Origin of the sequence: Pseudomonas sp. Pseusp3, from assembly GCF_047304225.1 — a bacterium.
Lineage (GTDB): Bacteria > Pseudomonadota > Gammaproteobacteria > Pseudomonadales > Pseudomonadaceae > Aquipseudomonas > Aquipseudomonas fluorescens_CD.
The window spans coordinates 54,752-81,541 of sequence record NZ_JBGLYV010000003.1; the positions used below are offsets into that span (position 1 = coordinate 54,752).

Here is a 26,790-nt window from a genome sequence, read left to right on the forward strand (position 1 = left end):
CCTCATTTTATGGTCGGTCCTTATGCTGAGTTGCGAGCGTGGGATGATATAGCTGATAGAGTGTCGATAAGCACCGGTATAAAACCCGCCAATCAGCACCCTGATGGCGGGATAATAGCGCAGATGATCATGAATAAAGTGTTAGCAGTTGCTCCAGAGAACTGGGGGGAGGGAATCCGTGTCCATGTCTGCAAGTAAACCGCGAAGATCGCACAAGTGGTGGCTATGGATCCCAGTTGTTTTTCTGGTCATTACCCAATGGGATATTGGGTTGCCTACTGTGACTATCCATTACCCCAAAGATGCTAAAGAGGAACTTAAATACATCTGGAACGTACAGCACCGGATATTCAAAGGGCGGATGCAGCCTGGGGGCGGTACACGTGATTATGGCTTCTTGTTTCCAGATGAGAAATTTTTCATGGAGATTTCCTGGTGGAACGATGGCGCTCTCCGACACTGCGTTAACGTAACCCCTAAGTGGCCCAATACGCACATTTACCTTGACGCCAATGGCGACATTGATCGCAGCGAAGGCAGTGGCACGGATTCGGGTCGCTTGAAACAATGCATCACGGATACCGCGACTCCATGAAGAGGCAAGGTGATAAAAGAAGACTGCACTTTTTGTAGCGCGATTCTGGGGAGATGGAGTCTGTGTCCACGTCTGCAAATAAACCCCGAATACGGCACAATCGATGGCTGTGGATTCTCGCTGTGCTTCTGGCTCTCGACCATTGGGATATCGCACTTCCGACCGTGACCATTCACTACTCCGAAAATGGAAGGGAGGAACTCAGGTACATCTGGAATGTCCAGCACCGGATATACAAGGGCGGGATGCAGCCCGGCGGAGGTACAGTCGATAACGGTTTTCTGTTTCCTGATGACGATTTTTTTATGGAAATATCCTGGTGGAGCAAAAACGTTCGTGCCCACTGCGTCAACATTACTCCGAGGTGGCCGAATACGAACATCTACCTTGATGCCAACGGCGATATTGATCTCAGCGAAGGCAGCGGCACGGATTCGGATCGACTAAAACAATGCACCACAGACACGGCTAGCCCATGAAAGAGGCAAAGGAATAAAAACGACTACACATTTTGTAGCGCGACTTTGGGGATATGAAGTCCGTGTCCACGCCTAAAAAACCTCGGTCGCGTTACATTCGGTGGCTATGGATTCCGTTGCTACCGCTATTACTGCCCCTGCTGGTGCTTTTGCTGATTGTCCTCTGGCGAATTATTGTGTTGCCTACCGCAACCGTCCATTACTCCAAGAACGGCGCTGACGAACTGCGGTTCATCTGGAATGTGCAACACCGGATTTACAAAGGAGGCCTCCCTCCAGGCAGCAGCACACGGGATCATGGGTCCTTGTTTCCAGATGAGAAGTTTTTCATGGAGATCTCTTGGTGGAACGATAAAGATCTCCGACACTGCGTAAATATCACCCCGACATGGTCCTATACGCACATATACCTCGACGCCAGCGGCGACATTGATCTCAGCGAAGGCAGTGGCACGGATTCGGGTCGCTTGAAACAATGCACCACGGATACCGCGACTCCATGAAAAGACCAACATTGGCAGCCAGTACTGTTCGGTTAAGAACTTTGTAGGAGCGAGCTTGCTCGCGATGGAGTCAAGAGCGCTGCGTTTAACCAGTCAGCACGCGTTATCGTTGACGACCATCGCGAGCAAGCTCGCTCCTACACATTGAACATTTGCAGTCGTCTTTGCCGGTAAGCCGGTTCAGGGGTGGTGCATAATGGTCGGCCTTGGGGCTATGTCGGGGCGGGCTGTAAAAGATGGATGTATTGAGCTGGCGCCTGGGCGGTCTGATCGTTTGGATTGGCCTGTTGTCTGGTTGCGGCCATGGCGATTCGATGGAGTCTTTCGGCGGCCCCACCATGGGCAGCACGTATTCGATCAAGTACGTCCGTCACGCCGGTGTTCCCGCGCCGGCAGTCGTCCAGATAGAAGTCGAAAAGATCCTGGCCGAAGTCGACCGGCAAATGTCGACTTACCGCAGCGATTCCGACATCGAACGCTTCAATGCACTGCCGGCCAACCGCTGTCAGGCGATGCCGGCGCCGATCCTCGAACTGGTCCGTGTGGGCGAGCAACTGTCGGTGCAAAGCGACGGTTCCTACGATTTGACGGTTGAGCCGTTGCTGAACCTCTGGGGATTTGGTCCGCAGGCCCGTGAGGAAAAGGTCCCGACCGCCGAAGCGCTCGCCGAAGTCCGCCAGCGCGTCGGCCACGAACATTTGCGCATCGATGGCGACCAGCTATGCAAGGACGCCGCCGTCGAGGTCGATTTCAACAGCATCGCCGCCGGTTATGCGGTGGACACGATTGCCGCAAGACTCGAGGCAATGGGCATTCACGATTATCTCGCGGAAGCGACGGGGGAGCTCAAGGCGTCCGGCAGGAAGGCCGACGGTTCGCCATGGCGGATCGCCCTGGAAGAGCCTCGGGATGACCGGCAAGTCGCCGAGCGCGTCATGTTTGTCGACGGTTATGGCCTATCTACCTCCGGCGACTACCGAAATTATTTCGAGCAGGGCGGTCGGCGTTTTTCCCACACTTTCGATGCGCGTACCGGTGCGCCGGTCTCACATGCCCTGGCATCTGTCACGGTGATTCATCCTTCGGCGTTGATGGCCGATGGCTTATCGACGCTGTTGCTGATTCTCGGCCCGGAGCGCGGTTGGGACTACGCAGAAAAGCACGATATCGGTGCATTTTTTGTGATTCGTGCCGATACAGGTTTCGTCACACGCAGCAGTCACGCTTTTGAACGCCTCAGTGGCGAAAAAACCGAGTGATTGTGGCGATTCGAGCATTGAAAACTGGCGTTGTAGTGCAGGCAAAAGTAGCCTACGACGCGACCAAGGGTTAATGTGCGCGGCGTTGACGCTTCTATAGACTGTGTCCGGGTTCTGCACAGGCCCCAAATTGTTCCTTCATGCCACAGGTTGGCGTGATTTAGCCGCAGGTGCCGAGGGTGCCGCGGCCTGTTCTGAGGAGTACGCATGGCTGTCTACAACTACGACGTGGTGGTGTTGGGTTCCGGCCCGGCGGGGGAAGGCGCGGCAATGAACGCCGCCAAGGCAGGGCGCAAGGTGGCGATGGTCGATAGTCGTCGCCAGGTCGGCGGCAACTGCACTCACTTGGGCACCATCCCGTCCAAGGCACTGCGTCACTCGGTGCGGCAGATCATGCAGTTCAACACCAACCCGATGTTCCGGGCCATTGGTGAGCCGCGCTGGTTCTCGTTCCCGGACGTGCTGAAAAGCGCCGAGAAAGTCATCTCCAAGCAAGTCGCTTCGCGCACCGGCTACTACGCCCGTAACCGCGTCGACGTGTTCTTCGGCACCGGCAGCTTCGCTGACGAGCAAACCATCGAAGTGGTCTGCGCCAACGGTGTGGTCGAAAAACTGGTGGCCAAGCACATCATCATCGCTACCGGTTCGCGCCCTTATCGCCCGGCGGACATCGATTTCCACCACCCGCGTATCTACGATAGCGACACCATCCTCAGCCTCGGCCACACCCCGCGCAAACTCATCGTTTACGGCGCTGGCGTGATCGGCTGCGAATACGCCTCGATCTTCAGCGGCCTGGGTGTGCTGGTCGAGCTGGTGGATAACCGTGGTCAGTTGCTGAGCTTCCTGGATTCGGAAATTTCCCAGGCCCTGAGTTATCACTTCAGCAACAACAACATCACGGTTCGCCATAACGAAGACTATGACCGCGTCGAAGGCGTGGACAATGGCGTGATCCTGCACCTCAAGTCCGGCAAGAAGATCAAGGCCGACGCCTTGCTCTGGTGCAACGGTCGTACCGGCAACACCGACCAGTTGGGTCTGGAAAACATCGGCGTGAAGGTCAACAGCCGTGGCCAGATCGAAGTCGACGAGGCGTACCGCACTTGTGTGCCGAACATCTACGGCGCCGGTGACGTGATCGGCTGGCCAAGCCTGGCCAGTGCCGCCCACGACCAGGGGCGTTCGGCTGCCGGCAGCATCGTGGACAACGGTAGCTGGCGCTTTGTGAACGACGTGCCGACCGGCATCTACACCATTCCGGAGATCAGCTCGATCGGCAAGAACGAGCAGGAGTTGACCCAGGCGAAGGTGCCTTACGAAGTCGGCAAGGCGTTCTTCAAGAGCATGGCGCGGGCGCAGATCGCCGGCGAGCCGCAAGGCATGCTGAAGATCCTGTTCCACCGTGAAACCCTGGAAGTGCTGGGCGTTCACTGCTTCGGTTATCAGGCGTCGGAGATCGTGCACATCGGTCAGGCGATCATGAACCAGCCGGGCGAGCTGAACACGCTCAAGTACTTCGTCAACACCACGTTCAACTACCCGACCATGGCTGAAGCCTATCGGGTAGCGGCCTACGACGGCCTCAACCGGCTTTTTTGAGCGGCTCCGGCCGGTGGCCTGAGCCGGCCGGGGAGACCGATTTCAGCAATTCTCGAGCGTGGCGGTGGCCAAACCGGGAAAGTCTGTAATCAGGCTGTCAACGCCGAAGTCGGCGAGTCTGCGCATCAGCGCAGGCTCGTTGACGGTCCACACCGACACATGCAGCCCCTGACGCTGCGCCCTTTGCAGGCGTTCCGGCGTGCACAGGGTCCAGTTCAACGCCAGAATTTCACAGCCATAACTGGCCGCGACCTTCAGCGGGTCGAGCCAGGCATATTCGGCCACCAGCCCCCGGGACACATCCGGCACCAACTCCAGCGCGGCCTTGAGCACTTCACGGGAGCTCGAGGTGATGGTCACCTTGTCCATCAGGCCATGACGCTGGACCATCTCGCGAATCGCCAGCACGGTGGTCGCGGCACGCATCCGTGATGCGCTTTTGACTTCCAGCTGCCAGTGATCGAAGTCGCATTTCTCGAACAGTTCTTCCAGGGTCGGAATCGGGCAGGGCTTGATCCAGCCCGGGCCACCCTTGCGTGCGTCATAGGTCACAAGCTCGGCCGCCGTGTGTTCGACGACCTTGCCGCGACGGTCAGTGGTGCGTTTGAGGGTCGGGTCGTGGATGACCATCAGCTCGCCGTCCATGGACAGGTGCAGGTCCAGTTCGCAGCGACGCACGCCGTGCTTGAGACATTCCTGAAAGCTGGTCAGGGTGTTTTCCGGTGCTTCGCCCTTGGCGCCGCGATGGCCGTAGATGAGAGTCACGGTTCTTCCTTAAATTAATTGCCTGATTCGAGTTGTTCGCGGGCCAGGCGTCGTTCCTGGGCCTGCTTTTGCAAGATGTGGCGGGCCAACAGTTGGCGCTGGGCGTCGGTCAGGTGCTCGAACTCGGTGCCGACGTCATAACCATCGCCCTTGCGGTCGCAATGGGTGACGCGAGCACGCAGCAGCAGACCCAGGGCTTGCGGCATCAACACCAGCTTGACCGACAGGCGTGCGCCGGTGGCAATGGGCGATGGATGCTGAAAGTCGACACCGCCTTCGGAGATGATCACCGGCTGCGGTTCGCCGATTTGCCCGAGCGCGGTGATGGCGATCACCTGGCTCAGCAAATCGATGCGTCTGTTCTGGGATTTGAGGAACGCCGCGATGGTCCGGTCGCGTTCGCTGATCTGGCGCAACAGGTGTTGCGACTCGAATTCGCTCAGGTGCAGTTCGCTGAGCAAGTTGAAGAGTGGGGAAGCATCCTGCAACACTTCCTGGCCTGCGGCTTCAGTAGCGGACAGGGGCCGAATTTCCAGTGCGATCGTATCCTCGATACGGTAGTATTCGCGGCGATCTTCTTCATCTAATGTCGACATGGCGAACCCATGGTAGCGGCGGTGGTCTGAGTGTAAAGCTGGTTATCGACCCCCGCCACAAGGACGTTCCTTTTCCCTCCGAACAAGCCCCGACATGTTCAGACCTCTCTTCGTATTTATCGGCACGCGTTACACCCGTGCAAAGCGTCGCAATCATTTTGTGTCATTCATTTCCCTGACTTCGATGATCGGGCTCGCCCTTGGCGTAGTCGTGATGATCGTGGTGCTGTCGGTGATGAACGGCTTCGATCATGAGATGCGCACCCGCGTGCTGGGCATGGTGCCCCACGCGACTATCGAGTCCGGCGAGCCGATCAGCGACTGGCAAAGCCTGGCGGCCAAGGTCAGGCAGAACCCGCAGGTGACGGCCGTGGCGCCGTTTACGCAAATGCAGGGTTTGCTGACCAATAACGGCAAGGTCTCGAAAGTCCTGCTCAATGCCATCGACCCGGTGCAAGAGCGCCAGGTGTCGATCATTGATCACTTCATGACGCAGGGAAAACTCGACGATCTGGTGCCGGGCGAGTTCGGCATCGTCATCGGCGACAAGGCCGCGGCCAAGCTCGGTGCCGCCGTCGGCGACAAGCTGACCTTCGTCGCCCCGGAGGTCACCGTGACCCCGGCCGGGATGTTCCCGCGCATGAAGCGCTTTACCGTGGTCGGCATTTTCCATGTCGGCGCCGGTGAGCTCGATGGCTATCTCGGCGTCACCAACCTGCAGGATCTGGCCCGGCTGCATCGTTGGAAACCGGATCAGGTCCAGGGCCTGCGCCTGAAGTTCGACGACCTGTTCCAGGCACCGCGCACCGCGTGGAGCATCGCCCGCGATCTTGGCGAAGACCGTTTCTATGCCCGCGACTGGACCCGTACCCACGGCAACCTGTACCAGGCGATCCGCATGGAAAAAGCCATGATCGGCCTGTTGCTGCTGCTGATCGTTGCCGTCGCGGCGTTCAACATCATTTCCACTCTGGTGATGGTGGTGAACGACAAGAAGGGCGACATCGCGATCCTGCGCACGCTGGGCGCCACGCCGGGCACGATCATGCGCACGTTCATGGTGCAGGGCACCGTGATTGGCGTGGTCGGCACGGCCATTGGCGCCGTGGTCGGCATCTTCGCCGCGCTGAATGTCAGTGCCGCGATCTCGGCCCTCGAAGGCCTGATCGGCCACAAATTCCTCAACGCCGACGTGTACTTCATCGATTACCTGCCGTCGCAGGTGCAGAGCCAGGACGTCGTGATGGTCTGCTCCGCGGCGTTGGTCCTGAGTTTCCTCGCCACCCTGTATCCAGCCTGGCGTGCCGCGCGCACCCAGCCGGCGGAGGCGCTACGTTATGAGTGAGTCGGGCATGAGTGATAAAGCAATCTTGAGCTGCCGCAACCTGGGCAAATCCTACGAGGAAGGTCCGGAGTCGGTAGAGGTTCTGGCCGGGCTGCAACTGGAAATGCATCCGGGCGAACGTGTGGCGATTGTCGGCAAGTCGGGCTCGGGCAAAAGTACCTTGCTCAATCTGCTGGGCGGCCTCGATACACCGACCAAGGGCAGCGTCTGGCTCGACGGTGAAGAACTGTCGGCGCTGAGCGAGAAGAAACGCGGCCTGTTGCGCAATCGCGCCCTCGGTTTCGTGTACCAGTTCCACCACTTGCTGCCGGAATTCACCGCCCTGGAAAACGTCTGCATGCCGCTGCTGATCGGCAAGACGGCGATCCCTGAAGCGCGTCAACGGGCCACGGCGTTGCTGGAGCGGGTAGGGCTGGGCCATCGCCTGGAGCACAAGCCGGCCGAACTGTCCGGTGGTGAGCGTCAGCGTGTGGCCATCGCCCGCGCCCTGGTGAACAAACCGGGCCTGGTTATGCTCGACGAGCCGACCGGCAACCTCGACGCCCACACCGCCCAGGGCATCCAGGACTTGATGCTGGAGCTCAGCACCTCGATGCGCACGGCGTTCCTGGTGGTGACCCACGACATGAACCTGGCCCGCCAGATGGATCGCGTCCTGCACCTGCAGGAAGGTTGCCTCACGCCCATCTGATTGGCTGAAACCCGGTGCCCGAAAAGGCGTCGGGTCTTTTATTCTTATACGGTGCCCCAGCGAATGTTCAGACCGTTATCGATCTTTATCGGCGCGCGGTATACCCGCGCCAAGCGCCGCAATCGCTTTGTTTCCTTCATCTCGATGACGTCGATGATCGGCCTCGCCCTCGGCGTACTGGCGATGATCGTGGTGTTGTCGGTGATGAACGGCTTTCAGCGCGAAATGAGCTCGCGCATCCTCGGCATGGTGCCTCACGCGACCATCGTCGGCGTCAACCCGATTGATGACTGGAAGCCGGTGGCAGCGGCGGCGATGAAAAACCCGGAGGTGACGGCGGCGGTGCCGTTCACCGAGATGGAAGGCATGCTCTCTTACAAGGGCACGATGCAGCCAATCCAGGTCAGCGGTGTCGACCCGGCGCTGGAAGGCCAGGTGTCGATTGTTGCCAAGCATATCGTCCAGGGCAGTCTCGAAGCCCTGAAGCCGGGTGAGTTCGGCGTGGTGATCGGCGAGATCACGGCGCGCCGCTTCCGCTTGAACGTTGGCGACAAGATCACCCTGATCGTGCCGGAAGTCAGCAATGCGCCGGGCGGCATTACCCCACGCATGCAACGCCTGAATGTGGTCGGCGTGTTCAAGGTCGGCGCCGAACTGGATGGCACGATGGCGCTGATCCACATGGCCGATGCCGCGCAGATGCAGCACTGGGAGCCGAATCAGGTGCAGAGCGTGCGCCTGGCGGTGAAGGACCTGTATGCCGCGCCACAAGTGTCGAGCGACATCGCCACGGGGTTGGGCGCCGCCTACAAGGCTGACGACTGGACCCACACCCAGGGCAGCCTGTTCAGTGCAATGAAAATGGAAAAAACCATGATCGGCCTGCTGTTGCTGATGATCGTCGCGGTGGCGGCGTTCAACATCATCGCGACCCTGATCATGGTGGTGAACGATAAGGGCGCGGACATCGCGATCCTGCGTACCATCGGTGCCACGCCGCGGGAGATCATGGCGATCTTCATGGTGCAGGGCACCGTGATCGGCATCGTCGGCACCTTGATTGGCGGTGTGCTGGGCGTGATTGCCGCGTTGAATGTCAGCGAGATGGTCGGCTGGGTCGAACGGGTCAGCGGGCAGCACATCTTCAGTTCCGATGTGTATTTCGTCAGCAACCTGCCGTCCGAGCTGCAAGGCGCCGACGTGGCGCTGATCTGCACGGCGGGCTTCGTCATGAGCTTCCTGGCCACGGTTTACCCGGCATGGCGGGCGGCGAAGATCGAGCCGGCTACCGCTCTGCGGTATTCGTAAGCCGTTACACCGCCAGCTCTTCGTAGGAGCTGGCTTGCCAGCGAAGAGGCCGGGCCTGCTAGCCTCTATGACACTTGCGGAAACCGCTTTCGCTGGCAAGCCAGCTCCTACAGGTGACGCAAGCCGGCCCTGCCGGCCTCAATTCCCCCTTGGCAACTCGATCACAAACCGCGTCCATCCACGCTCCGATTCACAACGAATCTGCCCACCATGGGCGCGGATGATCGACCGGGTGATCGCCAACCCCAATCCCGCATGTTCACTGCTGCCTTCGCGGCGTGCCGGGTCAGCCCGGTAAAAGCGGTCGAACAAGCGCGGCAATAACTGCGGATCAATGCCGTCTCCCGAGTTCTCCACCCGCAGGCTCAGGCAATCGGCTTGCTCGTCAATCGTGACCTGTACCGTGCCCTGGGCCGGGGTGAAGCGCAGCGCGTTGTCCAGCAGGTTGGACAGTGCCCGTCGTAACATGCTGCGGTCACCTTCCATGCGTCCGAGGCCTTCGCGGCTAAGCCTGACCTGGGCGTCTTCCGCCAGCGGCGCAAAAAACTCCAGCAGCAGGTCTGCCTCTTCTGCCAGTTCCAGCGATTCGCGTTTGGGGATCAACAGTCCATGGTCAGCCTTGGCCAGATAGAGCATGTCGTTGACCAGTTGCGCCATCCACTGCAGTTCCTCGAGGTTGCTGTGCAGGGCTTCGCGGTAGTCCTCGATGGGGCGAGGGCGGGTGAGGGTGACCTGGGTGTGGGTCAGCAGGTTCGACAGTGGCGTGCGCAGTTCATGGGCAATGTCGGCGGAGAACGCCGACAGGCGCTGAAACGAGTCGTCGAGGCGTCCGAGCATGGCGTTGAAGTTGTGGGCCATTTCCGCCAGTTCCGGCGGCATGTTGTCTTCCGGCAACCGCGAGTTCAGCGATTGCGCGCAAACACCGCTGGCGACCGCACTGATCCGCCGCAACGGGCGCAGGCCACTGCGTGCCGCCCAGGCGCCCAGCAGCGCAGTGGCGAGGGCTGACAGGCCGACGGTCAGCCAGATCAAATGTTGCATGCGTTGCAGGAAGTGCTGGTGGTGGGTGATGTCCAGCAGCAGGGTCAGTTGCGGTGATTCGGGTTTGTCCGGGAAAAGCGGCGCATTCAGGACGCGATAATCCGTGCCTTCGTGGCTCACCGTCGACAATCCGGACTGGCTCGGCAATGCCTGCGGAAGGTTTGTCGAGCTGTCATACCAGCGTCGGCCGTCGCTGCCAGTGATTCGCAGGGACAGATCAGCCTGGCGGCTCAGTTGCTCCACCAGCTTCACTTCGCCGTCACTCGACTGAAAGTCGTGCAGGGCCCGACGCAAGCCAATCAACTTGCCGTCCAGCAACTGCTGGTCGAGTTCAATGAAATGCCCCTCACTGGCGCGGCTGAACAGCACCCCGGCGAACAACGACACCACGGCGGTGCATGCGGCAAACAGCAACGCCAACCGGCTGCTCAACGACAGACGGCGCATCAGGCGGGGCGCTCTTCAAGGACATAACCCATGCCGCGCACGGTGTGGATCAGCTTGTTGGGGAATTCATCGTCGATCTTCAGGCGCAGACGACGGATCGCCACCTCGATGACATTGGTGTCGCTATCGAAATTCATGTCCCAGACCTGGGACGCAATCAGCGACTTGGGCAGGACTTCGCCCTGGCGGCGCAGGAGCATTTCCAGCAGGGCGAATTCCTTGGCGGTCAGGTCGATACGCTGGCCGTTGCGTTCGACCCGGCGACGGATCAGGTCCAGGCGCAAATCGGCCAGTTGCAGGCTGGTTTCCTGCGGCGTGGCGCTACCGCGGCGCAACAGGCTGCGCACTCGCGCCAGCAACTCGGAGAAGGCAAACGGCTTGACCAGATAATCGTCGGCGCCCAGTTCAAGGCCGTGAACCCTGTCTTCCACGGCGTCACGCGCAGTCAGAAAAAGTACCGGCGTGTCCAGGCCAGCGCTGCGCACCGCTTGAAGAATCTGCCAGCCATCACGACCGGGCAGCATCACATCGAGAATCAGCAGGGCATATTCGCCGCTGAGGGCCAATTGCTGACCGGTGCTGCCGTCGGCCACCAGTTCAGTGTTGAACCCGGCCTCGGCCAGGCCTTGGCGCAGGTAATGGCCGGTTTTCGGTTGGTCTTCGACGATCAGCAGTTTCATGGGCGACTCGTGGCAAATGGTACGAACGCTTTATACCGTGGGCAGCGTTCACACAGGTCAACCTGACAAAGTTGTAATCTGGCTGTCAGGTTGCGGGCAGTGGCAGCAGTTTAGAGTTTTCTGCATGCTGAGCCTTATCTTGTTGGAGTACGACGATGTTTTTACGCAAATCCGTGGCGCAAATCGTGTGTTTGCTGGCGCTGAGTTCACCGGTGTGGGCGGACGCCGGGCATACCTACGACTTCGGCCAACCGGCCCCGGCGGCCAAGGCGACCCGCAGTGTCGAGGTGGTCATGGGTGACATGTCCTTCACGCCGCAGGCCATCGACATCAAGGCCGGGGAAACCGTGCGCTTCGTACTGGTCAATAAAGGCCAGTTGTTGCATGAGTTCAATCTCGGGGATGCGGCGATGCATGCCAGGCACCAGCAGGAAATGTTGCAGATGCAACAGAGCGGCATGCTGACGCCGACCGCCATGAAGGCAATGGGCCATGGCGACATGGCCGGCATGGATCACGGCAAAATGGATCACGGCATGAAGCATGACGATCCGAACAGCGTGCTGGTGGAGCCGGGCCAGACCGCCGAGCTGACCTGGACTTTCAGCAAGGCCACCAACCTCGAGTTTGCCTGCAACATCCCCGGCCATTATCAGGCCGGCATGGTCGGTAAACTGACTGTCAGTCAGTAAGCACTCAAAGGCGGGAGCAAAGGCTGATAGAATCCGCTGATTCTTCAGTCAGGTTTCCGCCATGCATCCCGCAGCCGAACACTCGCCGCTGGGCAAGTCCAGCGAATACATCGCCACTTACACGCCGTCCTTGCTGTTCCCGATCCCGCGCACCGCGAAGTGGGCCGAACTGGGCCTGACGGCGCAAACCCTGCCGTATAAAGGCGTGGACTTCTGGAACTGCTTCGAGCTGTCCTGGCTGCTGCCGTCGGGTAAGCCCGTGGTGGCGATCGGCGAATTCAGCATTCCGGCGGATTCGCCGAACATCATCGAATCGAAGTCGTTCAAGCTGTACCTCAACTCCCTGAACCAGACGCCGTTTGCCGATACCGCGAGCCTTGAGGCGACGCTGGCCAGGGATTTGTCGGTGGCTGCCGGCAAGCCGGTGGGTGTGCGCATCCGCAGTCTCAAGGATGTCGAGAGCGAAGGCGTCGTGGCGTTGCCGGGCGTGTGCATCGATGAGCTGGATATCAGCGTCAGCAACTACGAGCATCCACGCCCGGAACTGCTGCGTTGCGATGATTCGCGCATTGTCGAGGAGTGCGTGCACAGCCATCTGCTCAAGTCCAACTGCCCGGTCACCAGCCAGCCGGACTGGGGCAGCGTGGCGGTGGAGTACCGTGGTGCGGCGCTGGATCACGCGAGCCTGCTCGAGTACATCGTCAGCTTCCGTCAGCATTCGGATTTCCATGAGCAATGTGTGGAGCGGATCTTCCTTGACCTGCAACGGTTGCTCAAACCCGAGAAACTGACGGTGTATGCGCGTTATGTGCGTCGTGGCGGGCTGGATATCAACCCGTACCGCAGCACTGAAGAAGTGCAGCTGCCGAACCATCGCCTGGTCCGCCAGTAAATTGCCAATGTGGGAGTGGGCTTGCTCGCGAAGGCGGTGTGTCAGTCGAGACTTCATTGGCTGACACTACGCCTTCGCGAGCAAGCCCGCTCCCACAGGGGATTTGTGGGTTGCCAATCGTGGAAATGAAAAAGCCCTGCTATCGCCAGCAGGGCTTTTTTCATTCAGGGAAGGGGTGTCAGACACCCATGCTGACCAAGGCGTTCACGATGTTGCGCAAGGTGCCAGCGATGGCGGGGTGATCGACTTCAAAGCGCTCAACGGCCAGGTTGACGCCGTCGGCGAGGCTGGAGTCCTGGGTTTTGGTTTCAAGCTCAAGCTTCAGTTCAATCTGCTGCATGAGCTCGTACAGTTCGGCGCGTTCTTCTTCAGACAACGGAGGATTCTGTTCCAATTGCTCGCGCAGGGCATTGAGCTGTTCTTGCAGTTCGCGGGCAGGCATGGCGTTCTTCCTTTTCTCGATAGGCACTGGCATAGACCGCAGCGGCACGCCAAAGATCTATGGCTTCCCTTTAGATTAATCCACTCGCGCGCAACCTGCATGATCTCGGTCAGGGCTTTTCGCCCTTGAGCCGACGCAAGCTGATATCGGCCAGGCAGGTGTCGAGTTCACCGAGGTGATCGATTACCGAATGCACGCCCAGGCCGAACAGCTGCATCGTCGCCTTGGCGCGTTTGATGTCGCGGTCCTGCTGGGTCAACGCGTGCCATTCCTGAGGCGTCAACCCGCACAGCGAGCCGCAGGACGCCAGGCCGATGGTCCACAACCCGGCATTGAGCCCCGCTTGCAGCAAGCGGGGCTCACCGCTCACCAGTACACAGCCGTCGAGTCGGTCGACGTTCAGGGCCATCAAGGCCTGCCAGCAGGCATTCGGGGCGGGCCAAGGAATGTATGTTTCTGGATGTTGCGATGGTTTGATCCACTCCGGCAGCGCAGCGGCCAGGGATTGGCTGAGGGCAGGGGGCAGTTCATCGAGCCAGGCGCAGGGGATTTTCTGGCGCTGCAAGCTGCGCAGGCTATCCAGTGCACCGGGCGTGGCCTCGGCGTGTTCGGCCGAATGGCTGCCGTGCCGGCGCGTGTGTGCGCCGAAATCCACCAGGCAGCCACTGAGGCCGAACAGTACGGCGGTAAGGCTGGGGGCAGTTTGGAGCAAGGCTTCGGCGAGTGGCATGAGGACGTCCCTGAAATAGCCTGAAGGCTAGTGGGCGACGGTGACAGTTGAGTGACATGGGTGTGAATCGCTCACATTTGGCACGATTCCGTCGGTGTGGCTTTTGTGCAAAGTGCCTTAAACGGCGTTTACGTCATATACTTACCAACTTATTGCCTGGGCCAAGCGCCCGAGCCGGTACAGACCAAGGAGTTTTTTTCTATGCGCTGGAGCAATCATCTAGCCAGGATTTGTGTATGCGCCAGTGCGATGCTGGTTCCGTTCGTTGCCCAGGCAGCCACGGAAGAGGATCCTTGGGAAAGCGTCAACCGCCCGATCTACAAGTTCAACGATGTGATCGACACCTACGCGCTGAAACCCCTGGCCCAGGGCTACCAGTACGTGACGCCGCAGTTTGTCGAAGACGGCGTTCACAACTTCTTCCGCAACATCGGCGATGTGCGCAACCTGGCCAACGATATCCTGCAGGCCAAACCTCGCGCCGCAGGCGTTGATACCGCACGAATCATCTTCAACACCACCTTCGGCTTGCTGGGCGTCATTGATGTCGGCACCAAGATGGGCCTGCAGCGCAATGATGAAGACTTCGGTCAGACGCTGGGTTACTGGGGTGTCGGCAGCGGCCCTTACGTGATGCTGCCACTGCTGGGGCCAAGCACCTTGCGTGATGCGCCGTCCAAGTACGTCGACAGCTATACCGGTGCTTATCGTTACGTCAACGACGTGCCTGTGCGTAACTCGTTCTTCGCCCTGGACATCATCGATACCCGTGCCAACCTGCTGTCGAGCGAGAAGCTGATCACCGGCGACAAGTACACCTTCATTCGTAACGCGTACTTGCAGAACCGTGAATTCAAGGTGAAAGACGGTCAGGTCGAAGACGATTTTTAACGTCGACCGGTAAATTGAAAAGGCGACCCTCAAGGTCGCCTTTTTTTATTCGCGAAGCGCGGCTTGACCGGAATCGGTCCCCATGCGGATGAAATCGGGCTTTTCGCTGTGGTCCCGAGCGGTTTGACTCATGGGTTCGATCCTTCCATTGGGTTACGGATTTGTCTGTTCTTATAACTCTCGGTGATTTGACAAATAAAGACGTCAAGCGACCATCGGCGTGAGCTTGAAACGCCCCGCGGATGGGAGTACCGTCTGCGCCTTAGAAGGGCACCTCTGGTGAACATGTGTGTAGGGCAAATGCCCGAAAGCGGTGCGACAGAGAGGCTAGAAAGCGAATCCAGTAGTCAGTGCCGGGCTGTAGTCCCCGCCTGCTACGCCAACCTAATTCTGGCGCCGTTTGCCCACATGCCAAAAACCAGTGCCACGCTGCTGATAATCGATGATGACGAAGTAGTGCGCGCGAGCCTCGCCGCCTATTTGGAAGACAGTGGATTCAGCGTCTTGCAGGCCAGCAATGGTCAGCAGGGTCTTCAGGTATTCGAGCAAGACAAGCCCGATTTGGTCATCTGCGATCTGCGCATGCCGCAGATGGGCGGACTCGAACTCATCCGCCAGGTCACCGAGCTGTCGCCGCAAACGCCGGTGATTGTGGTTTCGGGTGCGGGCGTGATGAACGACGCGGTCGAAGCCCTGCGCCTGGGCGCAGCGGACTACCTGATCAAGCCTCTCGAAGACCTGGCCGTGCTCGAGCACTCTGTGCGCCGGGCCCTGGATCGTGCGCGCCTGTTGCTGGAGAACCAGCGCTACCGCGAGAAGCTGGAGAAGGCCAACCGCGAGCTCGCCGCCAGCCTGAACCTGCTCCAGGAGGACCAGAACGCCGGTCGCCAGGTGCAGATGAACATGCTGCCGGTCAGCCCATGGGCCATCGACGAGTTCAAGTTCGCTCACCAGATCATCCCGTCGCTGTACCTGTCGGGTGATTTCGTCGACTACTTTCGGGTCGACGAGCGCCGGGTAGCCTTTTACCTGGCGGACGTTTCCGGTCATGGCGCCTCTTCAGCCTTCGTCACGGTGCTGTTGAAGTTCATGACCACACGCCTGCTGTTCGAATCCAAGCGCAGCGGCACCTTGCCGGAATTCAAGCCTTCAGAGGTTCTTGGTCATATCAACCGGGGCCTGATCAGTTGTAAGCTGGGTAAACACGTCACAATGGTCGGTGGAGTCATCGACGAGGAGACAGGTTTGTTGACCTATAGCATCGGCGGTCATCTGCCGTTGCCAGTGTTGTACACGCCAGACAGTGTTCGTTATCTGGATGGGCGTGGTCTGCCGGTGGGCCTTTTCAACGAGGCCACCTACGAAGACCACGTGCTGGAACTGCCACCGACGTTCAGCCTGACGCTAATGTCCGATGGCATTCTGGATCTTTTGCCAGAACCCACACTCAAAGAAAAAGAAGCGGCGTTGCCCCAACGGGTCAAGGCTGCGGGCGGCACCCTGGATGGGTTGCGGCAGGTTTTTGGATTGGCCACGCTAGGGGAGATGCCGGATGATATCGCCCTGTTGGTGTTGAGCAGGAATCTTTGATGAGTACTGGTAGAATCCAGTTCGCCGAGCAGGATGGCACCTTCGTCCTGAAGTTCGTCGGTGAAGTTCGCCTGACCCTGTGTTCGGCGTTGGATGCGACTATCGAGCGGATCTTCAACGCGTTGAATTTCAACGCGATCGTGATCGATCTGACCGAAACCCGCAGCATCGACAGCACCACGCTTGGCCTGCTGGCCAAGCTGTCGATCCTGTCGCGGCAGAAAGTCGGCCTGCTGCCGACCGTCGTCACCACCCACGAAGACATCACGCGTCTACTGCAGTCCATGGGCTTCGAGCAGGTGTTCAACATCGTTGACAAGCCTGTACCGTGCCCGGAATGCCTGGACGACCTGCCAGACCAGGATCAGTCCGAAGAAGTGGTGCGGATCAAAGTGCTCGAAGCGCACAAAATCCTCATGGGCCTGAACGACACCAATCGCGAAGCCTTCCATGACCTGGTGAATGCCCTCGAGCGGCACTGATCCCCTGTAGGAGCGAGCTTGCTCGCGATGGCGTCCTGACAGTCACCAGGCACATACAAAAAAAGGGCGAACCTGTGAGGGTTCGCCCTTTTTGCGTTGGCCTGTCAGCTGTTACAGCTTGGCCTGCAACAACGCCTCGAGCTTCTCCTGATCCCGCGCGAACTGACGAATGCCTTCAGCCAGTTTTTCGGTCGCCATCGCATCTTCGTTGGACAGCCAGCGGAACTGCGATTCGTTGAGGCTCAGGCGCGCTTCACCGGCATTGCCCGGCACCAGCTTGCGCTCCAGCTTGCCGGTATCCGCCGCCAGCTTGTCGATCAGGTCCGGGCTGATGGTCAGGCGGTCGCAGCCGGCCAGTTGTTCGATCTGGCCCAGATTGCGGAAGCTCGCCCCCATGACCACGGTCTTGTAGTCATTGGCCTTGTAGTAGTTGTAGATGCGCGTCACCGACTGCACGCCCGGATCATCCGCGCCGGTGTAGTCGTTGCCGTTGGCTTTCTTGTACCAGTCATAGATACGGCCCACGAACGGCGAAATCAGGAACACTCCGGCGTCGGCACAAGCGGCGGCCTGAGCGAAGGAGAACAGCAGGGTCAGGTTGGTCTGGATGCCTTCCTTTTCCAGGATTTCGGCAGCGCGGATGCCTTCCCAGGTGGATGCGATCTTGATCAGTACGCGGCCACGGCCAATGCCAGCCTTGTCGTACAGCTCGATCAGGCGATGCGCGCGCTTCAACATGGCGTCAGAGTCGAACGACAGACGCGCATCCACTTCGGTGGAAATACGGCCCGGGATCACTTTCAGGATTTCTTGCCCCACGGCCACGCCAAAGCGGTCGCTGGCCAGGCCGACATCGCCCTTGCAGTCATTGACGCTGGCGTTCAGCAACTCGGCATACGCGGGAATGGCCGCGGCCTTGAGCAGCAGTGAAGGGTTGGTGGTGGCGTCCACGGGTTTAACGCGAGCGATAGCTTCGAAGTCGCCGGTGTCGGCAACCACGGTTGTCATTTGTTTGAGTTGTTCCAGCTTGGAAGTCATGGGCGTGCTCTGTCCTATGGGTCTGATGACATTACCCGAGCGCTGACAGCCACTCAAGGGCGTGTACGTGTATCGGCGGCCCCTGCGGCAACAACCTGAAAACGGCTGTTTGAAAGGCGGGGCATGGTATCGATGAATAAGATGCCAAGCGGGCTCACAGGTTCAACTGACCGGACGGTTAACGCCTTGCAACCGGATCACCTGGCCCCTGAATCCTCTGATAACTCACGCATCACCTTGCGCGTAATTATCGATATCGTTGAAGTCTATATAGTTCGAATGCGGGCTCAATAATTGTTATAAAAAGTCAATTAATACCTTGGTCAAGTTAGTCTTCGCGCTAACAAGTGTAATGTTATCTGACAGAGGTCTTGATCGTTAGAATACGTCCAGTACATATATAAAATAAAGTGTAATGTAATAATCGCGAATATGTGTTTGTAGAAATAACTTCACAACGTGAAGAGGAATATGTTTTTGGATGCATTTGATGATTTGATGCTTGGCTACGCACTAAAAAAACTGACCGGCGTGTTTGAAGAAATCATGGAGGTTTCGAAAGGCACCGCTTCGGACAAGGCGACCTGCGTGCTGAGTATCGGACAATCCAAAAGCGCAAAAAAAATCCCCGTCTGGTTGGGGCGTCTGAGAGTCAACACCCCTTATCAAGTCACGCATGTCCTGATCGATCAGATGCACGCGTCTCGAAAACTCAATCGCGACCTGCGCTTCGCGGCACAGGCTGCCTTGCTGGAAGCCCTGATAGAGGACGGGCTGGCAATGCACATCGCGAGTTATTCGGTGGTTGTCGTAGAGAATCGTCTGAAGTGCTTTTCGGATCGATGAGCGTTGTGTCTTCTGAACACGCGCCCAGTGTCCATTGCACTGGAAAATTGCATGAGGCGTGAGGAAGTAGATTGGACTTAAAACTGTACATCACTCAATACGCCGGAATCACCGTCATGCTTCCAGCGGCCATGGTCGTCGCTGGTTGGTTATGGTGCACCGCATCGAGAAAACTCGCCCTCTTATGGCTAGGCGTACTGTTCATAGCCTATTTCGTCGTAGGTCTCAGTAAAGTACTGTTCAAGGGCTGGGGAATCGGCCTGGAAAGCCTGGATATCGCAGTCATCAGCGGCCACGCAATGAACGCCTGCCTGGTGTCGACCGTTGTGTTGAGTTTGCTGTTGCGCCAACTGGATCATCGTCTTCGCTGGCTGGCACTGGGGGCGGGGCTGCTGTCGACCTGGTGGTTCAGCGTCCAGTATGTCGGGCAGACGATTCATCCCCTGCCGGAAGCCATTGCCGGGGCGGTGGTGGGGTCAGCCGCGGCGTGCGTTTTTCTTTTCAGGCTGGAGAGAAAGGAGGTCCGCAATATTCCCCGGACGGCCCTCATGCTGGGGCTCGCGATTATCATGCTGAGTACGAGCATTCCAAAATATACAGCTGAGAAGCTCTTGAACTCTTTCGCAGTAACTCTTTCGGGGGCAGAAAAGGCATTCATGCAGCCTCACTGGCGCACTCCCGGCGAATTATCAAGGTTGTAGATTTTGCTTCGATTGTGAGTTCTGGCGAAGTGGCGTTACCAGCACTCACTACTATTTTTGTCTTCGATCCGATCCAGCAGCTCTGCAGTCTTTTTCTGCATCAGTGCAACATCGCCTCGACTCTCAACCTTCAACAGAATCTCGCTCTCCGATGGGCAGATCTTGAAGCGCCATTGAGCGAACGTCAGGCTTAGGCCGTCACTGTCATCGACATCCAGTGCTTCACCGGCATACAGGGTTCGCAAGTGTTCGAGTACCGCAACGGGATTGCCGACCATGCGCCGAATATCACCCGAGGAAGGAAAGAGCCCGATGCGCTCCACCAACAACTTTGGCTCCGGGGTGATAGTGGAGGGAGCATTTTCGTAGGTCCGCAACCAGGCCATCAATCCACTGTTGCCCTCGGTGGACTTCTGCCCCAAAACCATATTGCCGGGTGCAAAAGGGTCCAGCGATTTATAGACAGAGTCGATCGGTGATCTGGAAGCGTTCATAGTGGTCTGCCTTGCAAAAGATTGATGGCCGCTCAGAAGCGCGGCACCCAAGAGCTGAAAAAATTCCGTTTACAGGCCTTTCTTGTACAAATTCTCACCAACAGAAATTGGTCGCGTCGATTCAGTGCTTTGATGTTTGCAGGCGTGTTCTCGCTATGCTCACGGACGAAGCCATAGTCTTGAGTGTCCGGGAACTGAGTGGACTGTTTGACTGGCCGCCTAACGGTTTCGCTCTGTAATGCGATGCATTACATCGAGAACTTCTGACTGCTTGCACGACCAATGGCGCATCCAGCGCCACGCCATCAAGCCGATCAGCACACCGACAGTATTCGCCAAGGCGTCGTAAGGTGATGCCGTGCGCAGCGGCATCAGTCCTTGTGCATATTCGATCAGGATCCCCGTCAGCAGACAGCCCAAGGCAATCCAGCGCGCCTTGACCCGAGGGAAGGCCAGCCGGCAACTAAACGACAACGCGAAAAAACCAACCAAGTGATGCAGTTTGTCTTCCTGGGCAAAGGCTTCGGGAATCGGTTGCGCTCGCAATCCGGCTGTCAGCAAGACCACGCCAACACCGATGAAAAACAGCGTTCGTATCCATTGGGGAAGTTGTGTGACACCCAGGAACAACGAACTCATTCGGTAATTTTCTCAAAGTTTTTATAGAACGCGTCTTTGTCGCGGCCATCGGTCATGGTGTGCAGCGAATACTGGCGGTTAAGACGCGCGCCACCATCGCGAGTCAGCGGAGCCCAGACCAAATTGGCGCGACGCATCGTGGACACGCTCATCAGCTCGTCGAAGGGGACCGAGATATAGATACCTTTGTCGAAGCTGCCCTCGCCGAACTCTTCAGACGAGGCCGTGGTGCGGGTGACCCAGCCACCGAACTTCACGCCGTTACTGAATTCATGTGACACATCAAACGTGGCACCCCAATCGCGCGCCAGGTAACGTCCGACACTGACCGCCGCCTGCAAATCGAACGGCAATTCCGTATAGGTAGTGATGTGACCGGTCACGGTCTTGTACCCGCGCAGGCCAAACCCCTGGTCAAACTCACGCTGGCGTACATAGTTCAAGTCAGCACCCAAGGCCCAGCGCTCGCCCATGGGGCGGTACAGCAATTCACCACCGACCCCGGCGAACATTGACTCCAGATAGCCGCCATACACCATGCCATACAAGTCCTGATCCAGTTGCTTGGCATGGTTGAGCTGAAATGTCGGCATCGTTACATCAGAGGTGATGACGTACTTGCGCAAATCGGTCCGTACTCGGGGCAGTTTGCTCGGCGCGTCGTACTTGAACTTGTCGAAGTTGTTCAGGAGATTGGTGCTTATGACCGCGCTTGTCCACGTGCTGCGGGTAAAGCGGTATTCTGCGTCCACATCAGCGGTCAACTGGTACAGCAAGCCGTCAGGGCCGCCAATGTTTTGCTTGTAACCCAAGCCGATACCATAGGTAAAACGCTCAAGGCCCTGGGTGTACAGCGTGTTTTCAATGTGCGGCGTGGCCCGGTTCACTTCGGTGGTGCGGTGCAGGTCCGCAAGGTCTTGCCGGTTGTTCACCACTTCCCGGAAGGTTTCGCGCGGCACACTGGTTTCTTCCACGGGCATGTCGTAACGCTTGTTCACCAGCGTGAACCAGTCGATTTCGTCATTCGCGCTGTTGTCCAGAATCCGGCTGGCCCGGCCAACGCCTTTGGCTGAGTAGAAGTAGCGCGACTGCTCGCCATACACAATCAGCTCGGAATCGCGCTGAGCAATGCGTTCTACCTTGTAACCTGCGTTGTCTTCCAGTCGTTTGGAAACCCCGGCCCAGTCGACCTGATCGAGCGGCATAGTCGGCGCGTGCGCAGGAAGCGCTTCGATAGCAGGGTCGTAGCGCTTGGCCGGTGCCTTGCGGCTGGCGAAATTGGTATGAAAAGTGATGCCGAACAACGCGGTATTGCCGCGCTCCCAACCGGCGGTCAAATCGACAGAGTCACTCAGCTTGAAGACCGCCCCGATGTTGATGGGCGAGTCCTGTTTCTGGCTACTGTCCAGCGGCTCGTGCTTGTAGTCGTTACCGTCGAACTCGAGTTTCAGGCTCAGTGGTGACCAGGGTGTCTGATAGGCCACGCCGCCAAACAACGCGGGCGAGCCTCGAAAATACGAGTTGGTATTGACGTTGCCCGCGTCCGCGCCCGTATTTACCGGGCGTGTATCAAAGCGCTCATCGAGGTACCCCAGCGGGTTCTCGAAATCCCCGCGGTTACCGATGTAGCCCCAGGCAACGCCCAGGCTGAAATCCAGGTCGTAGTAACGTTTGTTCGCAACAAAGTATTCGCTGGAAAACAGGCCGGTACCCCCGACGTCACGAAAACCGAGCGCGACTTCGGGCAGCCAATGGCTTTCTTGCCAGAGGCGGGCTTTGACATCGACCGCCTTGTCTTTATAGGTCTGATCGCCGCTTAATGCCTCGGCCCCGTATTTGTGGTTGCCGATGGAGGTATAACGGAAAGTGCCTTCCAGCCAATCAAGGGGCTGTAGTGAAATGCTATAGCGCGAATAAGGGTCTGTCCGGTTGGCGTTCAAGCTGAACTCACCGGCGGGTGCCATCCGTGCGGTAGGGGTTTGCAACAAACCCACACCACCGAAATCATTCTGGGTAAAACGCGGCTCTCCATGAGCCAGGCTGTAGGGCAACAACACTACGGCGGCAAAACGTAACTTCAAGGGGCCACCTCGGGCAGCGGTTGGGTGGCGAGAAACTGGGCAAGCTGCTCGTTCAAATCGGGTGTGGGCAGATCCGGATCATCGTTTCGCACGGGCACCAGAATTGTGCTGCCGGCGGCGGCAATCACTCTGTCTTCGCGGTTCCAGGCAGCGATACCGACTCGCTGGACCTGGCCATCGGGCTGAATCAACCACAGATAATCGGCATCTGCGTCGATCACCGGCAGGCAGCTTTCGAGATATTCATGGGCTGGCTGGAGGGCGCGATAAGGCAGCGTGCAGGGCTTTTCAACTGCGCCCAGGACAGTGACCGTAGTCGGGCGTTGGGGGTAAATCAGCTGGTCGCCGTCACTGAGCGGGTAATTGCGAGCGAACGCGACCTCCAGCGCCACAGGGTCGAGCACCGCGACTTTTCGGCCGGTGACGGGCAGTCGGCTGACCTCTGCAAACAAGCGCGCAGCCAGGGCCGCAAGGCTGCTTTTTTCTTCCAGCAAGGCGCCACGTTGCAGCAATTTCAGATCGAACAGCACGCCGGCTTTAAGGCGGGTTTGCTGCTCCAACAGTGGCTGATGCAGCCAGGCGGCGGCCAGCCAGTAACTTTCGGCGTTCGGGCGCCCCTGGCTGACGGCATCGAGCAAGCGTGCACCTGGCACGAACGCGAAGGATCCGGCGTTCAGTACATCACCCGTGACGGTGACAGCGGCCTGAGTCATCGCAGAACTTGCCAGCAACAGGCAAGCCGACAGCGTTTTCGAATATCTCACCGAGCCGTCTCCCGATCAGGGCGCAATTGCACAATCTTCAAGAACAGTTCCGGCGTGAGATGTTGTTCGCTCTGCAGGATCAAGCCATCGTCTGGCCTGACCCAAAAACGGTTGGTGGCCTTGAATCCCAGCTCGGGTATGTCGACGCGTTCGTCTATGCGCAGCAGCGCATAGTCCTTGTCGAGGATGGTGACGTTTTCGATGTCTTGTCGGCTGAAGCGACTGTTGACAGCCAGCCCGACCCGCGGACCCTGATAGACATCGATCCAGCGAGTACTGCTGTACCCGTCGGGCAATCGCTGCAAGCCAAGCTTGAACGGCGACTCACCGTCGAAGCGCGTGCCATCGAGATTGATGCCCAGGCCGACAGTGCGCACGACCAGACCATCGCGCATCAACAACACCTGCTTGCCGGAGGCGACCCAGAACTCCAGGTCGTCCTGCTGGCGAAGCTTCGCCAACACACCTTCGCTGGAGTCCGTGGTGACCTTGATCTGCGCATAGGGCACGGCCTCCACTTGCGCAGCAGTCACTGCCAGCGGCTGGACGCCCAATGCGGTGGTTTTAAAGGTGTCCAGGGACGCCTGCATCAACGGATTGCAGCCACACAGCAGTAAACCCACCGCCAGGCATGAGCTGTTACGCAAAGTTTTCAAAGCGGCTCAAACCTTATCGACTGCTGGCTTCACTGAGATTGTTTGTGGCCGCGGCTCCGGTACCCAGGATAGCGGCCGATGGCAGCAATTGGCTGATCAGGCGGTTCCAGCGGGTCACGCCTGCAGGGCCGACGTAGACAATGTCCTGGGGTTGCAGATCGAAGCGGCTGGCGAGAGCAAACGCGGTCGGCGATTCGGCGTCCAGTTGAAAGACTTTTGCCGGCTCGGTTTCAAGGTTTTCGGCGCCTCGAATCACATACAGCGCGTTGCCATTGGACGTGGTCTGGTTCAGACCACCGACCGTGCCGACCGCATCCGCCAGATTCATCCGATTGATTTTGTATGTGAGCGCCCGAGGCTGGTTGACCTCACCCATGACGTAGATCTTCTTGCGGTCGTTGTAGGGCAAGTACAACTGATCGCCGTCTTTCAAATAGACGCTATGCAACTGCGAGCCTTTGCTGTTCAGCGAGTCCAGGTCCAGCGGATACTCACGTCCGTCCCGGGTCAGCGTCAGGCCGGCAAGGTCGGCATTCAATGGGTCGACCGTCGCGATACCCATGGCTTCGACGACGCTGAGCGGCGAAGTGGTAATGGGCTGTTGACCGGCTTTCAAAATCGCACCGGAAATAACGACTTTTTGACTGGCAAACCGCAAGACACTCAAATCAACCTGAGGGCTGTCGACGAATTGCGTCAGGCGCTCGGCAATAAAACCGCGAAGCTCCTCGATGGTTTTACCCGCAGCGTGAATATTGCCGATATAGGGGTAAAACATGGTGCCGTCCGGGCGTACCAGGCGACCGTTCGCATCAATTTGCTGTTGCGCACCCGATGGCGCAGTCAACTCGGGATGGTCCCACACAGTGATGTACAACACATCATTGGCACCAATCCGGTAAGCCCCCGGCCTGTACGCCAACAACTCAGCGGGCACCGAGGCTTGCACTTTTGTCGCCGCGTTCTGGGCAATCAATTTGGGCGTTATCGGAATCAACTCGATCCGACTGCTTTCCGGTGAGCCATCACGGCCGACCTGGCTGGTATCCAGGTGTTGACCGGGTGAGAACATACAGCCTTGCAGGGCTATACCTGCAAGCACAGCGAGCGACAAACTACGAATCATGATTGAGGACACTTGTGGAGGGAACACGTCAGAACGGAACCACCCGGATTGCTCCGGGTGGTAGAAGGCTATCGACCTTGCGGTGCGCTTAGCGTGTACCGGTGGTGCCGGTAGTGCCGGTAGTTCCGCCGCCATTGTTGTTGCTGCTGCCACCACTGGATGACAGAGCAGCAGCACCGGCTACAACCGCCGCGCCGATGCCGAGAGCAGTCCCAGTGGTCAGGCTGCCCACGAGGGGAGTGGACAGGCTCAAAGGAGCGTTTGCTGCGGGTTTTACAGGTGTGCCTGGAGCAGAAGAGGCTGCAGGAGGCTCAGCGGCCAAAACGGAGGCACTTAAAGAAAGCATTAGAGCGGAAGCAAGTAGTTTGGTCATAGTGGATTCCTTTTTGATGCATCGTCGGTATTGGCGGTAAAACTAAGAAGCGAGCGTGCGAGGCCAAAAACTCTGAGCGTCCATTAACGTTAAGGATAGTATTGATTCGAACTCGATGAGAGTGGACCTTTGGGTCATTCCTCAGTGAGATTAATCCTGCAACTATTGCCCTAAGAATACCTTTGTAGGACGCCTGACAGGTCTGACGTTTTATAACGCGCAGCCATCATTTCTAACATTGCTCGGCCACGTCATGAGTAAGGCGATGATATTCAAGACCGCTTGAGCTTTTCTTTGATGAGCAACCAGGCGAACTTGCTGTTGGTGGTCAAGTAGCGCTTCCACATCCTGCCGGGTTCCTGGATAACGCGGTACAGCCATTCCAGCCCGTACTTCTGCATCCATTGCGGCGCGCGCTTTACCTTCCCCGCGACCACATCGAACGTTCCGCCCACCCCCATGACAAAGGTGACCCCCAACTGATCGCGCCAACGGTTGATAAAATTTTCTTTCATCGGCGAGGTGATGGCGACGAACAGCAGCTGCGCACCTGAGGCTCGAACCTTCTCGACCAGTGCGGCTTCGTCATCCCAGAAATAGCCATGGTGATATCCGGCGACTTTCAGCCCAGGGTAAAGCGCCTTCACCTTGCTGGCAGCGGTGGAAACGACGTCGTCCTTGGCACCCAACAAAAACACCGAAAAGTGGTTGGCCGCGCTCATCGCCAGCAATTCATGAAACAGGTCGACGCCCGCGACGCGTTCAGGTACTGAGTGGCCGAGAAAGCGGGCTCCCAACACCACACCCATGCCGTCGATATTGATGATGTCGCAAGAACGAACGGATTCGCTCAACTGAGGGTCGTCGCGCATGTTTACAAGCTTGGCGACATTCACTACCACGTGCTGGGTGAATTGGCCGGCAGTAATCGCGCTACGAATTGTCTCGACAGTGTTGTCCATGGAGGCGACATCCATGGGGCAGTCCAAAATTTCGATTCTTTGCATAGTTAATCTCGACAGGGGGATGGGGTGTAAAAAAG

29 protein-coding genes are annotated in these 26,790 nt (G+C 58.2%); 14 read left to right on the plus strand and 15 right to left on the minus strand.

Annotated elements, in window-relative coordinates; all coding sequences use genetic code 11:
* Nucleotides 1-184 precede the first annotated feature (184 nt).
* The 4 genes from ACCD00_RS01860 to sthA all read left to right on the plus strand — a co-directional run bounded on the left by ACCD00_RS01860 (nt 185) and on the right by sthA (nt 4,438).
* Nucleotides 185-595: a hypothetical protein gene (locus ACCD00_RS01860; protein ID WP_413421427.1), complete on the plus strand. Its 411-nt coding sequence runs from the start codon at nt 185-187 to the stop codon at nt 593-595.
* Nucleotides 596-717: 122 nt separating this feature from the next.
* Nucleotides 718-1,074 carry a hypothetical protein gene (locus ACCD00_RS01865; RefSeq protein ID WP_413421431.1) on the plus strand — a complete coding sequence of 119 codons (357 nt, stop codon included), beginning with the start codon at nt 718-720 and terminating at the stop codon, nt 1,072-1,074.
* Nucleotides 1,075-1,813: 739 nt separating this feature from the next.
* The gene (locus ACCD00_RS01870; RefSeq protein ID WP_413421433.1) at nt 1,814-2,836 is read left to right on the plus strand and encodes an FAD:protein FMN transferase; all 1,023 of its coding nucleotides are present in this window, start codon (nt 1,814-1,816) and stop codon (nt 2,834-2,836) included.
* Between the two features lie 207 nt (nt 2,837-3,043).
* On the plus strand, nt 3,044-4,438 hold the full coding sequence (gene sthA, locus ACCD00_RS01875; RefSeq protein WP_007984277.1) for a Si-specific NAD(P)(+) transhydrogenase: 1,395 nt from the start codon (nt 3,044-3,046) through the stop codon (nt 4,436-4,438).
* A 42-nt stretch (nt 4,439-4,480) separates the two neighbouring features.
* Here sthA and ACCD00_RS01880 read toward each other — a convergent pair whose 3' ends face one another.
* Both ACCD00_RS01880 and ACCD00_RS01885 read right to left on the minus strand, forming a co-directional pair.
* Nucleotides 4,481-5,203: a glycerophosphodiester phosphodiesterase gene (locus ACCD00_RS01880; protein WP_007984279.1), complete on the minus strand. Its 723-nt coding sequence runs from the start codon at nt 5,201-5,203 to the stop codon at nt 4,481-4,483.
* Between the two features lie 14 nt (nt 5,204-5,217).
* Nucleotides 5,218-5,799, minus strand: a complete 582-nt coding sequence (locus tag ACCD00_RS01885; RefSeq protein ID WP_413421435.1) for a PilZ domain-containing protein — start codon at nt 5,797-5,799, stop codon at nt 5,218-5,220.
* A gap of 94 nt (nt 5,800-5,893) precedes the next feature.
* On the opposite strand from ACCD00_RS01885, the gene ACCD00_RS01890 reads away from it, so the two are divergent.
* The 3 genes from ACCD00_RS01890 (at nt 5,894) to ACCD00_RS01900 (ending at nt 9,143) form a co-directional block, all read left to right on the plus strand.
* Nucleotides 5,894-7,144 (plus strand): lipoprotein-releasing ABC transporter permease subunit, encoded by a 1,251-nt coding sequence (locus ACCD00_RS01890; RefSeq protein WP_413421437.1) that lies wholly within the window; start codon nt 5,894-5,896, stop codon nt 7,142-7,144.
* Nucleotides 7,145-7,151: 7 nt separating this feature from the next.
* Nucleotides 7,152-7,835, plus strand: a complete 684-nt coding sequence (lolD, locus tag ACCD00_RS01895) for a lipoprotein-releasing ABC transporter ATP-binding protein LolD (RefSeq protein WP_178076692.1) — start codon at nt 7,152-7,154, stop codon at nt 7,833-7,835.
* Nucleotides 7,836-7,898: 63 nt separating this feature from the next.
* Nucleotides 7,899-9,143 carry a lipoprotein-releasing ABC transporter permease subunit gene (locus ACCD00_RS01900; RefSeq protein WP_413421439.1) on the plus strand — a complete coding sequence of 415 codons (1,245 nt, stop codon included), beginning with the start codon at nt 7,899-7,901 and terminating at the stop codon, nt 9,141-9,143.
* Nucleotides 9,144-9,281: 138 nt separating this feature from the next.
* Here ACCD00_RS01900 and ACCD00_RS01905 read toward each other — a convergent pair whose 3' ends face one another.
* Together ACCD00_RS01905 and ACCD00_RS01910 are read right to left on the minus strand one after the other, a co-directional pair.
* Nucleotides 9,282-10,631: a heavy metal sensor histidine kinase gene (locus tag ACCD00_RS01905; protein WP_413421441.1), complete on the minus strand. Its 1,350-nt coding sequence runs from the start codon at nt 10,629-10,631 to the stop codon at nt 9,282-9,284.
* Entirely contained in the window at nt 10,631-11,311 is a 681-nt protein-coding gene (locus ACCD00_RS01910; RefSeq protein ID WP_413421443.1) for a heavy metal response regulator transcription factor, read from the minus strand. The genes ACCD00_RS01905 and ACCD00_RS01910 overlap by 1 nt, the downstream gene beginning before the upstream one ends.
* A gap of 155 nt (nt 11,312-11,466) precedes the next feature.
* Here ACCD00_RS01910 and ACCD00_RS01915 point away from each other — a divergent pair, with 155 nt between their 5' ends.
* On the plus strand, nt 11,467-12,003 hold the full coding sequence (locus tag ACCD00_RS01915) for a plastocyanin/azurin family copper-binding protein (protein ID WP_413421445.1): 537 nt from the start codon (nt 11,467-11,469) through the stop codon (nt 12,001-12,003).
* Nucleotides 12,004-12,064: 61 nt separating this feature from the next.
* Nucleotides 12,065-12,895 (plus strand): NADPH-dependent 7-cyano-7-deazaguanine reductase QueF, encoded by an 831-nt coding sequence (gene queF, locus ACCD00_RS01920; RefSeq protein ID WP_413421447.1) that lies wholly within the window; start codon nt 12,065-12,067, stop codon nt 12,893-12,895.
* Nucleotides 12,896-13,073: 178 nt separating this feature from the next.
* Here the strand turns inward: queF and ACCD00_RS01925 are convergent, their stop codons facing one another.
* The gene (locus ACCD00_RS01925) at nt 13,074-13,337 is read right to left on the minus strand and encodes a DUF4404 family protein (protein ID WP_413421449.1); all 264 of its coding nucleotides are present in this window, start codon (nt 13,335-13,337) and stop codon (nt 13,074-13,076) included.
* A 109-nt stretch (nt 13,338-13,446) separates the two neighbouring features.
* Nucleotides 13,447-14,067 carry an HAD family phosphatase gene (locus ACCD00_RS01930; protein ID WP_413421451.1) on the minus strand — a complete coding sequence of 207 codons (621 nt, stop codon included), beginning with the start codon at nt 14,065-14,067 and terminating at the stop codon, nt 13,447-13,449.
* Nucleotides 14,068-14,268: 201 nt separating this feature from the next.
* On the opposite strand from ACCD00_RS01930, the gene ACCD00_RS01935 reads away from it, so the two are divergent.
* The 3 genes from ACCD00_RS01935 (at nt 14,269) to rssC (ending at nt 17,030) form a co-directional block, all read left to right on the plus strand.
* Nucleotides 14,269-14,958 (plus strand): VacJ family lipoprotein, encoded by a 690-nt coding sequence (locus ACCD00_RS01935; protein ID WP_085716738.1) that lies wholly within the window; start codon nt 14,269-14,271, stop codon nt 14,956-14,958.
* A 408-nt stretch (nt 14,959-15,366) separates the two neighbouring features.
* Nucleotides 15,367-16,548, plus strand: a complete 1,182-nt coding sequence (gene rssB / locus ACCD00_RS01940; protein ID WP_043302549.1) for a two-component system response regulator RssB — start codon at nt 15,367-15,369, stop codon at nt 16,546-16,548.
* Complete coding sequence (rssC, locus tag ACCD00_RS01945; RefSeq protein WP_085716736.1) at nt 16,548-17,030, plus strand: anti-sigma factor antagonist RssC; 483 nt, start codon at nt 16,548-16,550, stop codon at nt 17,028-17,030. The genes rssB and rssC overlap by 1 nt, the downstream gene beginning before the upstream one ends.
* Before the next feature lie 111 nt (nt 17,031-17,141).
* Here rssC and tal read toward each other — a convergent pair whose 3' ends face one another.
* Entirely contained in the window at nt 17,142-18,068 is a 927-nt protein-coding gene (gene tal, locus ACCD00_RS01950) for a transaldolase (RefSeq protein ID WP_413421455.1), read from the minus strand.
* A 471-nt stretch (nt 18,069-18,539) separates the two neighbouring features.
* On the opposite strand from tal, the gene ACCD00_RS01955 reads away from it, so the two are divergent.
* Nucleotides 18,540-18,914 carry a hypothetical protein gene (locus ACCD00_RS01955; protein WP_413421457.1) on the plus strand — a complete coding sequence of 125 codons (375 nt, stop codon included), beginning with the start codon at nt 18,540-18,542 and terminating at the stop codon, nt 18,912-18,914.
* 71 nt (nt 18,915-18,985) lie between these two features.
* Nucleotides 18,986-19,615 (plus strand): hypothetical protein, encoded by a 630-nt coding sequence (locus tag ACCD00_RS01960; RefSeq protein ID WP_413421459.1) that lies wholly within the window; start codon nt 18,986-18,988, stop codon nt 19,613-19,615.
* 35 nt (nt 19,616-19,650) lie between these two features.
* Here the strand turns inward: ACCD00_RS01960 and ACCD00_RS01965 are convergent, their stop codons facing one another.
* From ACCD00_RS01965 to ACCD00_RS02000, 8 genes are all read right to left on the minus strand, one after another.
* Nucleotides 19,651-20,109, minus strand: a complete 459-nt coding sequence (locus tag ACCD00_RS01965; protein WP_413421461.1) for a mannose-1-phosphate guanylyltransferase — start codon at nt 20,107-20,109, stop codon at nt 19,651-19,653.
* Between the two features lie 219 nt (nt 20,110-20,328).
* Nucleotides 20,329-20,748: a VanZ family protein gene (locus ACCD00_RS01970; RefSeq protein ID WP_413421463.1), complete on the minus strand. Its 420-nt coding sequence runs from the start codon at nt 20,746-20,748 to the stop codon at nt 20,329-20,331.
* The gene (locus ACCD00_RS01975) at nt 20,745-22,829 is read right to left on the minus strand and encodes a YjbH domain-containing protein (RefSeq protein ID WP_413421465.1); all 2,085 of its coding nucleotides are present in this window, start codon (nt 22,827-22,829) and stop codon (nt 20,745-20,747) included. Before ACCD00_RS01975 ends, ACCD00_RS01970 begins: the two co-directional genes overlap by 4 nt.
* On the minus strand, nt 22,826-23,593 hold the full coding sequence (locus tag ACCD00_RS01980) for a capsule biosynthesis GfcC family protein (RefSeq protein ID WP_413421467.1): 768 nt from the start codon (nt 23,591-23,593) through the stop codon (nt 22,826-22,828). Before ACCD00_RS01980 ends, ACCD00_RS01975 begins: the two co-directional genes overlap by 4 nt.
* Nucleotides 23,590-24,249: a YjbF family lipoprotein gene (locus ACCD00_RS01985; protein ID WP_413421469.1), complete on the minus strand. Its 660-nt coding sequence runs from the start codon at nt 24,247-24,249 to the stop codon at nt 23,590-23,592. Before ACCD00_RS01985 ends, ACCD00_RS01980 begins: the two co-directional genes overlap by 4 nt.
* A gap of 13 nt (nt 24,250-24,262) precedes the next feature.
* A complete protein-coding gene (locus ACCD00_RS01990) occupies nt 24,263-25,375 on the minus strand; it encodes a polysaccharide biosynthesis/export family protein (RefSeq protein WP_413421471.1) in 1,113 nt (370 codons plus the stop codon).
* 88 nt (nt 25,376-25,463) lie between these two features.
* On the minus strand, nt 25,464-25,628 hold the full coding sequence (locus ACCD00_RS01995) for a hypothetical protein (protein WP_413421473.1): 165 nt from the start codon (nt 25,626-25,628) through the stop codon (nt 25,464-25,466).
* A gap of 392 nt (nt 25,629-26,020) precedes the next feature.
* Nucleotides 26,021-26,710, minus strand: coding sequence for a WecB/TagA/CpsF family glycosyltransferase (locus tag ACCD00_RS02000; RefSeq protein ID WP_413421475.1), 690 nt, complete (start codon nt 26,708-26,710; stop codon nt 26,021-26,023).
* Nucleotides 26,711-26,790 lie beyond the last annotated feature (80 nt).